This is a genomic window from Fischerella sp. PCC 9605, from assembly GCF_000517105.1.
In the GTDB taxonomy this organism is placed as follows: domain Bacteria; phylum Cyanobacteriota; class Cyanobacteriia; order Cyanobacteriales; family Nostocaceae; genus PCC9605.
The window spans coordinates 101,028-113,753 of sequence record NZ_KI912150.1 but is presented as its reverse complement, the minus strand read 5'-3'; the positions used below and the strand labels follow the sequence as shown (position 1 = coordinate 113,753).

Here is a 12,726-nt window from a genome sequence, read left to right as displayed (position 1 = left end):
TAGGAATGGTTGGGCGATCACCTCACATAACATTTAAATTACTGGGTGGCTTTTTCCCCAAAAGATTTAGACTTTGCACTATTAAAGGAATTGCACTCAGGATAATCAATGCTGACACAAATAAACTAATTGCGCCGTCAGCCCATAACCAGTGCATTCGCCACACAGCGATCGCTGCCAAAATCAACCCAACTGAACTAATTAAATCTGCTATTACATGCAGAAAAGCTCCCCGCATATTCAAGTCATGGTGACTGCTATCGTGCAACAGAACTACATTCACACCATTCACCCCTAGTCCGATACCAGCAGTAATTAACATAGGTAAACTCAGGATATCAGCAGGGGGAGATTGCAAAGATGCGATCGCTTCGATGCCAATCCAAATTGCGATCGCTACTAGCCCAATGCTATTGAATAATGCTGCCAACACTTCTACTCGCCGATCGCCCAAGTTAGCGCGATCCTTGGATCGGCGTTGAGCAATCCAACTCGCCACCATCGATAGACTCAGCGCGAAACTATCTGAGATCATATGACCGGATTCAGCTTGTAGAGCCACACTATGACAGAAATAGCCAATCGCTAGTTCTGAACCGGCAAAGCAGAGAACTAGTACTAACGCCGTCCCCAGTATGCGAACTTTCTGCTCAGAGAATTGACTGCCTTCACTGTTCAAGGCACAGCCATGAATGCAATCTTGCGAATGGTGATGAAGCATTAAATTAAACACTGAATTTACCTTATTTTGCCATTTTAAGTCCCTAGTATATTTGCTTGTGAATTGTGCCATAAATTTCTTTGACGATATTTAAAATCTGGGGTAATGTTAATGCCCTGTTTGCATTTTTAGTTAGGTGGCGATCGCAGTGGGAAGAAAATTCCTCCGATAGTGTCACAATTTTGTCACTATGTTTTACCTAAACTACAGGATATGATGCCAATCTCAACCAGCATAATCAGGCTGGTTCAGCCTCAAATAATATTAGGAGGGAAGTTAAATGAAATTTAACCTCGAAATCAAAGATTTGCTCCCCACCGGAAAAATCAAGACTACTCCAAATGAGCAAGAACTGGTAGAATGGGAAGATGTGAGTGATGAAGAAGCTGCAGCCATCAATGGTGGTATCAATATTATCTCAGCTTCAACCACGTCCACATTTTCACTGGAAGAATATTACAAGTATGCGGGTTATTGGGGAGGTTAGTCTTCTCACTAAGGCAGGAGCTTCGGTTGCAAGATTCCTGACTTCTTGAAGAAGTCAGGAATCTGACCACCTATAACCCCACTAATTTGAATTTGGTCGAATACTAGGAGACAAGGGAGAGATTGTAATATTCTTTCTCTGTAAGTGCAGACTCGGTCGGGGTATCAATTTTCGGGGTTGAAATTATGTTCTTGGCTTCTGAAATCGCATCCTTGTAGACAAACTCCCAAGCTTCTGGTTCAGAAGCTAATTTGTCATACGCAAGTGTATCAGCAGATACTTCTGTCGTTGTATCAGCAGGCGCTTCTTTTCAACAGCTTGAGTGGAAATTCTGGATGTATCAATGTTCCAAAATAGACTTTTTGAACTGATGAATCTGCATCAATCTATCAATCAAAATCAGAGTATAATTGTCTCCAAATTGATTAGTTGGATGCGATGAAACTCAAGTAACTATGATTAATGACTCGGTATTTTCATGCATCCTCTTAATTCTACAATCATTAACGCACCTGTTTAAGACTCTCAACTTGCTTGGTAAACAGTTCAGTGAAAATACTAATTACTCTGCGTTCTTCGCGTATCTTAATATTAGCAGAAATAGACATTCCTGATTGTAAAGAAATGCTTTTACCTTTCACACTTAGTGATTGTTTATTCAAGCGAATTGTTGCCGGAAAACGATAGTATGGATGTGTTTCAGTTGGTGGTAATGCATCCGAACCTACCGAAATCACTTCTCCTTTGATATCACCAAATTCGCTAAAAGGAAAGGAGTCAATTCTGACATCTACCTTCATTCCTTTCCGCACGAAACCAATATCTTTATTGGTGATGAAAGCTTCAGCAATAAATTTATCGCTTGGGACAATTTTGAGTAATTCTTCACTGCCCTTTGCCACAAATCCAGAATTTTTCGCTTGCAAATCAAAAACAACTCCGGCTACAGGAGCACGGAGTTCCTGATATTTGACGTTTGTTTCTGCTTGCGAAATTTTACTGTTGACGTCTGCCAATTGTTTTTCATTGTCGAGCATAATTTTAGTTAATTGGCTGTCAATCTCGGCAATGCGCTTTTTATTATCAGCTATCTGAGCCAGTACTTTTTTATTAGAACCAGCAACCGTATTTTTCAATTCCTGCTGTCCTTGCTCAATATCAAACTGTAGGCGTTGCTGTTCCTCAACTAATTCTGCTACTTGTGCTGTGAGGTTTTGCACCTTTTTTTGCTGTTGGAGATATTGAAGTTCTGCGATCGCACCTTCTTCTGATAAAGTTTTAAGTTTACCGAAAATCTTATCCTCTATATCTAAACTTGCTTTTGCATCATTAAGTTTAACTTGATTTTGAGCAAGTTTTTTCTTAATTTGTTCAATCTCCAATTGTGCCGCAGCAGAGCGAGAATCTAATTCTTTTTTGGCTGTTTGTAAACGTTCTTGCTCGTCAATTCCTAAGTCTGTCGCACTAGAGCCAGAGTTTTTTAATTCTGTTCGCAATAACTTATTTTCTGCAATTAAAGCTGCCCGACTTTTTAGCAAAAAAGCAGCTTCCCTTGACAATTTTTCTCGTTCTAATAATTCAATTTCACTGATTTCAGTAGAATCTGCGTCTATTAATCGACGATAAACCTGATTCTCTTGAATCAAAGCAGCACGAATTTTGTTTAAAGAATTTAATTCAGCATTGGTAGCAGTGGAATCAAAAATCAGCAGCAAATCATCGGGTTTTACCTGCTGCCCATCTTTAACATAAACTTTTTTCACCACTCCACTGACTGGTGCTTGAATTTCTTTAACAGTTCCTTCCGGCTTTAATTGACCAGTTGCTGGAACTACTTGTTCAATTTTAGCAAAACTTGCCCAACCAATTCCAACACAAGCTAACCCGATCATGCTCAGCATAATTGCACGCGACCAAACTGGAGATTGGCGTAGCACAACGGATTGCTCAAATTTATCATCTTGATATTCTTGATTCTCTTTGTGATTTTCTGAGTCAATTAAAGGCGCTTCTGAATTTTTTGGTTTTTCATATGTAAGTACACGTGCATCTATTTTTGTTCCGTTTCTATGCTTGCCGTTACAAGAATTGCCATTCATAGCGATTTTAGATTGATAATTGTTAGTAGATAGTAGATAGTAGTTAGTAGTTACTAGTTAGTAGTTAGTTTTTTCCCACCAACCACTAACTACTAACCACTAACCATTCACAAATTCACTTCTTGTTGGTTGTATAGGTAATAATAATGGCCTTTTAAAGCCATTAATTCATCATGACTTCCTTGTTCTATAACTCTTCCAGAATCCATTACAACAATAATATCTGCATGTAAAATAGTATTCAGACGATGGGTAATACAAAATACTGTATTTCCCTTAAATGCTTCTGCTAAATTTAGACAAACTTGCCGTTCTGTGGGGTAATCTAAGGCGCTAGTTGCTTCGTCTAATACTAATAACTTTGGTCTTTGTAAAACCGAACGAGCAATGGCAATTCTTTGTCTTTGTCCGCCAGAAAGTCCAGCACCCCGTTCGCCTACTCGCGTATTATAACCGTTTGGCAAGTTCATAATAAATTCGTGAGCGGCTGCGATTTTTGCAGCTGCAATTATTTCGTCTGTTGTTGCTTCGGGATTTGTCAAAGCAATGTTTTCTTGCACTGTACCGTCAAACAACAGCGTCTCTTGAGGAACTACTCCAACTTGTCTTCGTAGGGAATAAAGTTCTACTTTGGCAATATCGTAACCATCAATTAAAATTCTGCCTGATTCTGGTTCGTACAGCCTGAGCAGCAACTTCATCATCGTACTTTTACCCGACCCACTTTGTCCAACAATTCCGATAAATTTTCCACTAGGAAAATCGAGATTGATATTGCAAAGTTGCAAGGGGCCACCTCTGTTAAAGCGGAAGGAAATATTTTCATATTTCACTACTCCTTCAATGGCAGGTAAGGGAATGTTGTAGCGGTCTTGTTCGGCTTCCTGGGGTGTATCAACAATATCACTTAAACGCTCTAGAGATAGAGCGGTTTCTTGGAAGCTTTGCCAAAGTTGAGCCAAACGCAATATGGGGCTAGTGACGTAACCTGAGATAATTCTAAAGGCGATTAATTCTCCTAAAGTTAATTCCCCTTGGAGTACTAAATAAGCTCCTACCCATAAAATTAACAAGCTACTTAGTTTATTGAGAAAGTTACTAGTAGAACTAGCGAGGGTAGATGTGACTACCGTTTTGAAACCAGCTGCGACATAACGAGCATAACGCTCTTGCCAAGAAAAGCGCGATCGCAACTCAATATTTTGAGCTTTGACTGTTTGTATTCCCGACATTACCTCAACTAAATAAGATTGAGTTTCGGCATTGCGTTCGGCTTTGGTTCGTAACTGTTTTCTGATCGTGGGAGAAGCAATAGAAGTAATGATGATAAATACTGGAATAGTGGCTAAACCAACAAGGGTTAATTTCCAGCTGTAAATCACCATCACGATGATATAAACCACCGAAAATAGTGCATCTAACCCGACTGTTAAAGCAGTACCAGTGAGAAAAGAGCGGATATGTTCTAATTCGTTGATGCGAGTAGAAATTTCTCCGACGGGTCGGCGTTCAAAATATTGCAGTGGTAGACGCAGCAAGTGGTCGATAATTTCCGACCCCAAACTCATGTCAATGCGATTGGTAGTGTCAACAAATAAATATGTGCGTAGTGTGGTCAGTATAGCTTCAAACAACCCTACAACTAATAGTAAAGCACCTAAAATATGCAGGGTGTTAATACTATTATTATTAATTACTTGATCAATAATTAACTGAATCACTAGTGGATTCGCTAATCCTGCTAATTGCACGAAGAAGGAAGCAACAAAGACTTCTAAAAGTACGCGGCGATAGCGTGATAAATAGGGAAGAAACCATTGCAAACCAAAGCGTTGTTGGGGTGTTGCTTTGGTGCGAGAAAGTAGTAATACCCTTATCCGAGGCGGATAATTGCTTTCTTCTACATCTAATTTGGCAAGCAGTTCAGCAGGTTTCCATCGCTGGATTCCCTGGGATGGTACACCTAAAACTACAACGCGATCGCTCGCTTCATAAACAACACCATAACTTTCGCCATAGCGAATCAGTGCAGGGGTGGGAATGCGCGTTATGCGATCGCAAGGTATATCTACTAATTGCGCCTTGAGTCCAATCAATTCTGCCAAGTAAGCACATAGTTGAAACGATATCGTACTCTGTCGTTTCATCTGCTCTGTTAAGATACGGCGAATCACCTCGCGGCGAAAAGGCATTTCCAAATGTTTCGAGACCATTTGGAAACAGGCGATCGCTGAATTTAATTGTCCTTCACCGTGGGAATACGGATACTTTTTGAGTTTTTGTTTACTTTTTACGGTAGTGCGTTGTGGTGGTGACGCTTCTTCGTAAGGTGCATAGGGAATTTCAATTTCATCCGTTATCTCTGCGTTAGTGTTGTTTAGTATTTGTAAATCCGACGCACGCAAACCAATCAATCGTGCCGGACTTTTCCCCTGAACCTCAACCGTGTCTTGCAGATTTCTGAATTCCAAACGAGAACCACAAGAAAAGTTCTTTACAGTTCCGCCGCCACTGATAAACCAGATGCTTTCGCGATCCAATTGACTAACATGGGTTTTCCCTGGATAGAAATAATCTACTTTCGCTCCTGCCAAAGCATCTTGAGCAAGTTCTTTAAGATTTAAACTGCCTAAAGCTTGCACTTCTCTTTGCACACCAAGGACATCAAAGATTTCCACCAAGTGGCAGCAGTTTTTGCGAATCTCGGCAAAAGGCTGGAAGGAGAGTAAGCGCAAATACTCGTCAGCACTCAACGTTAAACATGTGACTTCAGTAGAAGCGATCGCTATCTCACAGGCAACTTCTCGCAACAAACTAATCTCGCCGAGAATTGCTCCTGGTTGCAGCAACTTTAACGTGGTTGGCTGTTGCGTACGGGGATCATATGCCAATAGGCGAGCTTTTCCTTCATAAATAATTATTACTCGCTCAGAAATTCTTTCTTTGCCGATAATCTTCTGACCTAGACGATAGCGCCAAGGTTGGAGTTGTTGTGATAAATCTGCGATAACTTCACTTGATAATTGGTCAAAACCCTCAAGTGTGGCGAGAAATTCTTGAAAAGTGCTTTTAGTATAAGTCATGCTAAATAGAATGAGGAGTGGAAAATTATAGTAAGTGGTTAGGCAAAATTAAAGTTATGGGTGGAGGTAGGGGAACAGGGAACTCTTAACAGGGAACAGAATAGAAAATTTGTAATTAATTTTGTTTAGGTACTTAAACGTCTAATGTGAATTCACTCTCGATCGGTAATCCGATTTGCAGGAACTCAGCTTACCGCCAAACCTATCTGTTCTCCAATTAAGTTGAGAAATCCCGTTCCAAAATGTTGAATCTCCAAAAAACTTGCGTGTTCCGGTGCAGTTTTATAAACCCGGAATGTCTTCATCAGCCCCAAAGTTGCAGCACTTTCTAAAGGACTAACAAAGCTGGTATCGCGGTCAAGAAAATAAGACTGGCTAGCCCAATAAGCCATTTGATTGGCATTCAAAAAGTAGCAGCCAGCATGGGGATTAAGGGCACGACGAAACGTGATGGGCATCCCCAAAATTTTGCCTTTGAGTTCTGGTTGCTCATTTACATTTTGAAAAAGTGCAGTCACCCGTGGCGCTAAATCACCATCAATATAGGCTTTGCAATTCAAATTGCGAGTAGAAACTTCGTAGCGATTAGGCTGGAGTAGACATAGATCGCTTGCTTGTTGAGTAAACCAATTTAATTTGATAAAAAACCAAGGATCGTGAAGGATCAAATCATCTTCGAGGAAACAATAGTAATCGTACTGACCTAAGCAATCCCGCAGCACCGCTTGGCATTCAAATCCTAACAGCAAGGGTTCTGCTTTAGTAGGATAATGCCCATAAAAATGAGCAGGCAAACGCAAATGATTGAGGAGATGATAATCTTTGGTCGTACAAATAACAATATCCAGATGGTTGGCTTGCAGCTGGTTCGCAGGAAAAGCCAGCTTCTGCCCAATATTGATAATAGTTTGAGATTTACCAAACAGCTGATGCAAAGCAGCAAGGCTTTGATTTAACGCTAACAGGCGAGGTCGGGGATCTTTCCTTTGGGAAGCGTGCTTACCCTTGCTGTCAGGATTAAAAAAGTGGGCAATAGTAACAAGAATCCGCATTGACGCTACAAAGTACAGGTAATGAAACTGGGTAGGTAAAGAAAGTTGAGTTCCCCCCTTAAAAAGGGGGGTTAGGGGAGATCAAATACTTCTGAGTTTCTCAGAGTGTCTGATACCTAGATGACAACAATGTCATTCCTAGTAATCGCAGGATTGTTATCTAGTCTGGCTATCTCTACCTGCGAAGTACTACCTGTACCATCTACGTCAAAGTACAGCACTCCAATACTACTGTCGTAGATAAATCGATCTGAGGCATCGTTCGCCAATGAACCTAAGTGGAATCGGCTAGCAGGAAGTACGCCAGCCTGCAACCCGCCACCAAAACCAGCAGCAGAGACATAGATGGTATCATCAACCACGGAAAAATCTGCGATAGTATCAATTCCTTCAGTGGAGTCATTGAAGATAAAGGCATCAGCACCAGCACCGCCAGTCAGGGTATCGCTACCAGCACCGCCAATCAGGGAGTCGTTGCCGTCTCCACCATTGATGACATCATTGCCATCTTCGCCATTAAGGATGTCATTACCGATACCACCATCTAGGTTGTCATTGCCTAAGCCACCAATCAAACTATCAGCAGCATTCCCACCAATGAGGGTGTCATCGCCTTCTTGACCAAAGAGGATGTCAGCATCAGCACCACCATCGAGTAAGTCACTACCATCCCCACCAAGTAGGCTGTCAAGACCTGCCCCGCCAATGAGGGTATCATCGCCAAAGGAGCCGTCAATGGTGTCAGCACCATCTCCTCCATTAAGTGAGTCATTGCCAAACTCGGCATCAACAATATTGCCTTCGCCGTCTAGCACAACTCCACCAAGGGAGTCATTTCCAGCCCCACCTAAGAGAATATCATCGCCTTCTTGACCAAAGAGGGTATCAGCACCACCCGCGCCATCAAGGAAATCATTACCGTTGTCACCACTCAGAAAGTCTAAACCTCCCTGACCAAAGAGGGTGTCATTGCCATCATCGCCATAAAGGAAGTCATTATCAGCACCGCCAAAAAGGGTGTCATCAGCATCATCGCCAAGAAGGGTGTCAGAACCACTTCCGCCATCAAGTGAGTCAGGGCCATCCTCGCCATTGAGGAAATCATTACCTAATCCGCCGAGAATAGTGTCAGCGCCGTCGTTTCCTAAGAGCGAATCATTGCCGCCCCGACCATCGATAAAGTCATTGAGATCATCTCCTAAAAGGGTATCATTACCTGCGGTTCCAATGATTGTACTCATGTTTATTACCTTGTGATTTTCAAAATTGCTGAAAGTTTAAAGGTTTAAGTTTAGATACGTTTGTCTTGGGATGTACCTTACGAGAACTGGAAGATAGGACTATTCCATTGCAAGAGTCTCTGCCTCTAGTTCTCGTTACCAGGTTGAACCTGGCAGGTGAGGGTTTGGAGGCTCTGCCTCCAGGCTGTTGCAATTGCTGCAAGATGTGAATAAAGTTAGAAGATAAAGTCGGTAGCATCAACATTGCTGGCAGTGAAGTTTGCCAGGGTAATCGTATCTGTACCGAAAGTTGAGCTGGAAATCACCGTATTTGCACCATTTTGAGTGACTGTCAAAGCTCCGAAACTGGTTGCAAATGCTGTTAGGTCAATTTTGTCTTCACCGTCCGCAAAACCATTAATGCGATCGCGACCGAAGCCTGATGCAAAGATAAAGGTGTCGTTCCCAGCCCCTCCATTCATGGTATCGTTACCACCACCACCAATCAGGGTATCATTACCACCTGCCCCAAGCAGGATATCAGCGCCAGTACCACCAATCAGGGTATCTCGTCCGGCACCACCATTGAGGCTATCACTACCAGCACCACCATCGAGATAATCATTACCTGCATTACCAGTGAGGGTGTCATTGCCAGCATTACCAAAGATGTTATCGTTGCCATCTGTCCCATTCAGAATGTTGTCTCCAGCATCTCCAACAATTAGACCAATGGCATCAACCGCGATCGCACCAGTGAGATCGGCTCCAAAAAAGGTAGCATCGGTGAAGTTGACTTTAGACAAGTCAGCGTTAACTAGCTTGGCATCTGTGAAGTTCGCACCAACTGCGATCGCGTCGGTCATCTTCACACTACTTAGGTCAGTTCTGGTGAAGTTAGCATTTGTGAAATCGCCTTTAGACAGATCGGCGTTAACTAGCTTAGCATCTGTGAAATTTGCGTTAACGGCAGGCCCGTTAATGATGATACCTTCTGCGTTGGCTTGCGTGAAGTTCGCTCCACTCAGATCGGTGTCATCAAATTTAGCCCCACTCAGGTTTGTTACCGTAACGGTGCCATTGGCAGCGACATGGGGACTAAAATCAGCACCTGTCAAAACGGCATCATCTACAAGAAAGTTGCTTAAATTAGCGCCACGAAACCTGACATTGCTCGTCTGACCTGGTTCGAGTGGAGCATCACTTAGAGAAACACCACTGAAATTAGCTAGGTCAAAGATAGAGTTTTGCAGAGTCACATCTGTGAAGTTACTCTTAGTGAAGTTAGCACCCGTTGCATCGACGTTGACCAAGAGAGTGGCTTCCAGATCAGCTTCTTCTAGGTTAGCATTCACTAGCTTCGCGCCCGTTAAGTCAGCGGCTTTCAGCTTAGCCTTAAATAAATCGGCTCCCGTGAAGTTAGCCCCAGCTAGATTCGGGCGTTCAGACTGTTCACCACTAAGATTGGCTTCCCGCAGGTTAGCATTAGTCAGGTTGGCGTTTGACAGGTTGATGTCTTTGGTGTTGATCAGCGACAGATTAGCCTGTCTCAGATTGGCTCCACTGAGATTGACATTCTCTAATGTCGCCTTGAAGAAATTAGCTGGTTGAGGAAAGTTATTATTAGGGGCAAAAATAGCACCAGATGCATTAACGTTGTACAGCTTGGCTTCTTCAAAGTTAGTGCCTCTTAGCCCTGTATTGACAAATTGGACATTTGTAAGGGTGGCTTTGAAAAAAGTGGAGCCATTTAGGTTTTGACCGCTAAAGTCGTTTCCTACCAAGTTTTGTTCGCTGAAGTCTAAAGCTGGCATGGTAAGCTCCTCACAAAAATTTTATCGGTTTGCAGTTTCAGAATTTAAGCTGGTTTTTGCACTTCCACAGCTTGTGGTGTGGAAGCTTGCTGTTGTAGTTGCTCTTTTAACCAAGAAGAGAAGAGTTCGTTCAGTAACCGTTGCCGCATAGTATCGTCAAGCTGTGCTGGTATAAACTTTTCCAGCCGCACAATCACCCACCAATCTCCGATGTGGATTGGTGGCGATAGCTGACCTACTTGGCTGATAGCAAGAATTCGGGCTAATTTAGGATGGGGTGTACTCAATGCTACTGGGCCTGTTAAGCCACCAGTCTGAGCCTCTGAACCTTGGGAGTATTGCCTTGCTAGTTCCGGAAAGGACTGTTCACCCTCTAGAAGGCGGAAGTAAAGTTCTTGAGCAACATCTGCATCTTGAGTGCGAAGTAGGGAATAGACTACTTGGTCAAGTTGTTGTTTGCGTTTGTAAAAGTAGGATTCTAATTTGCTACCCCAAGTGGCTTGTTTAAATTTCTCAATTCTCAGGTTCCGGGTTGCTAGGTCTAAAAATTGTGTTTCACTCATACCCTGCTGCTGCAACCAAGCTTGACGTTCAGCCTCTGATGTCAATTGATGCTGTTCGCAAAAGTCTTGGCAACACTTGGCTTGTTCTTCGCTTGTGCAGCTAAAAGATGCGATCGCTTCATCAATAACAAGTTCTTGCTTGAGTTTTGGTAGCAGTTGATACCTACTTAACAGGGGAATAATTTCTTGAGTTGTCACCGTCTGGTTATGGATTTGTAAGATAGCTGGAGATGTTGCTAATGAATTCTCCGCATCTTTATGTCTCCCATTTGAACCGTTTTTTTCAGTTATGGCTATTGGCTTTAGCTTAGTTCCCTCCCACGGGGAAACTAATTTGCCGTTGCTGTTATCTTCTTGCTGCTGTATCCATTGCAGATGTTGCGGCAATAACTCCGACAAGTCATAGCGCTTTTGAATTGTTTCCCTCGCCTTGACACGGATCGAAGCCATTCGGTCTCGATGCTTGAGCGCTTCTTCAATGCGATCGCTAATTTCCTGGGGTGAAAAGAAGTCTACCAAAAAACCATTGACACCATCTTGGATCACCTCAGTCACAGGAGGAGTTCTAGAAGCTACCAGCAAGCAACCTGCGGATAAAACCTCCAGCATTGACCAAGACAAGACGAAGGGACGGGTGAGATAAACGTGTACAGAGGAAGCCTGGAGAACTTGCAGATATTCATGATAAGGCAACCAGCCCGTAAAATGAACTCTGCTGAGGTCGAGAGGATATTTTCCCAGCATCACCTCTTTATAACTCTTGCCATCAGGCAGAGGCTTGCCATAGGCTACCCGGTTTTCTCCCACAATTACTACATGACACTGGGGTCGTCGCTGCTGAAGTAGAGCAACTGCCTCAATGAACTGCGGAAAACCCCGATAAGGTTCCATACCGCGTGCTACATAAGTAACAAGTTCTTCTGCGTGAGAAAGGTCTAGATTGATGCGGGGGAGAACTAACTTTGCCCCTGGCTTGGGGCAAAAGAATTCAGTGTCAATACCATCATGAAGCACGGTAATCTTATTGTGATACTCTAGTGGGAATTGCTGGCGCTGCCAATAAGTTGGAGAAAGACCGCGATCGCAACTATATAAATCTATTAAGATAGGAGCATTTTTAATGCGAATCCGGGCTTCATCGTCAGCAGTAAGTGATTCGGTGGGATCAAAGTCCGCATCAGAACCATGAGCATGGTAAAACCATTCAAAATAGCACAGTAATTTGGCTTTTGGAAAAATATCTTTGATTAACAGAGTTGGACCCCAACCCGAATGACCATAGACTACATCTGGGATAAACCCACGAGCTTTTAGTTGTTCTGCCATTCTATAAACGCCCTGAGCTTGAAGAACGGCATTCTCCAAAGGTCGAACATAGTGGTGAGTTTCTGGTCGAGCTTCTCGTTTAGCCTTATAAAAGGCTTTGTTGACACCAGGTAAACTTCCTTCATGACGAGTAGTACCGAAAACAACTTGGTTACTACTATCTTTGGCAATAGCTGCTGCCACATGACGAAATTGGGCAGGGAAATTGGGGTGCAAAAATAAAATTCGCATGGCTTTTTGATTATTCATCTCCTGCTGTCCCTCTAGTTGGGACAGCAAGAGATTAAAATGGAGACACAATCCGAAAAGTAGCTCAGCAAGTTATGGAGACGCTGGGCTGCTCATTTAGGTTTGGGGTAAC

Annotated in this window: 9 protein-coding genes; 1 reads left to right on the top strand and 8 read right to left on the bottom strand. The window is 42.8% G+C overall.

The window, feature by feature from the left end:
* Positions 1-22 precede the first annotated feature (22 nt).
* The gene (locus FIS9605_RS37955; protein WP_197036125.1) at positions 23-733 is read right to left on the bottom strand and encodes a cation diffusion facilitator family transporter; all 711 of its coding nucleotides are present in this window, start codon (positions 731-733) and stop codon (positions 23-25) included.
* A gap of 31 nt (positions 734-764) precedes the next feature.
* A complete protein-coding gene (locus FIS9605_RS46165; protein WP_269321067.1) occupies positions 765-899 on the bottom strand; it encodes a hypothetical protein in 135 nt (44 codons plus the stop codon).
* A 102-nt stretch (positions 900-1,001) separates the two neighbouring features.
* Here FIS9605_RS46165 and FIS9605_RS0123890 point away from each other — a divergent pair, with 102 nt between their 5' ends.
* Complete coding sequence (locus tag FIS9605_RS0123890) at positions 1,002-1,208, top strand: hypothetical protein (RefSeq protein ID WP_026734850.1); 207 nt, start codon at positions 1,002-1,004, stop codon at positions 1,206-1,208.
* Between the two features lie 503 nt (positions 1,209-1,711).
* Here FIS9605_RS0123890 and FIS9605_RS0123885 read toward each other — a convergent pair.
* The 6 genes from FIS9605_RS0123885 to FIS9605_RS0123860 form a co-directional block, all read right to left on the bottom strand.
* Positions 1,712-3,307: an HlyD family efflux transporter periplasmic adaptor subunit gene (locus FIS9605_RS0123885; RefSeq protein WP_035140128.1), complete on the bottom strand. Its 1,596-nt coding sequence runs from the start codon at positions 3,305-3,307 to the stop codon at positions 1,712-1,714.
* Positions 3,308-3,414: 107 nt separating this feature from the next.
* A complete protein-coding gene (locus FIS9605_RS0123880; protein ID WP_026734848.1) occupies positions 3,415-6,390 on the bottom strand; it encodes a peptidase domain-containing ABC transporter in 2,976 nt (991 codons plus the stop codon).
* Positions 6,391-6,575: 185 nt separating this feature from the next.
* Positions 6,576-7,442 (bottom strand): hypothetical protein, encoded by an 867-nt coding sequence (locus FIS9605_RS0123875; protein WP_026734847.1) that lies wholly within the window; start codon positions 7,440-7,442, stop codon positions 6,576-6,578.
* A gap of 116 nt (positions 7,443-7,558) precedes the next feature.
* Positions 7,559-8,683, bottom strand: a complete 1,125-nt coding sequence (locus FIS9605_RS0123870; RefSeq protein WP_026734846.1) for a calcium-binding protein — start codon at positions 8,681-8,683, stop codon at positions 7,559-7,561.
* A gap of 215 nt (positions 8,684-8,898) precedes the next feature.
* Complete coding sequence (locus FIS9605_RS0123865; protein WP_026734845.1) at positions 8,899-10,476, bottom strand: pentapeptide repeat-containing protein; 1,578 nt, start codon at positions 10,474-10,476, stop codon at positions 8,899-8,901.
* A gap of 44 nt (positions 10,477-10,520) precedes the next feature.
* Entirely contained in the window at positions 10,521-12,614 is a 2,094-nt protein-coding gene (locus tag FIS9605_RS0123860; protein ID WP_026734844.1) for a glycosyltransferase, read from the bottom strand.
* Between the last annotated feature and the right edge of the window lie 112 nt (positions 12,615-12,726).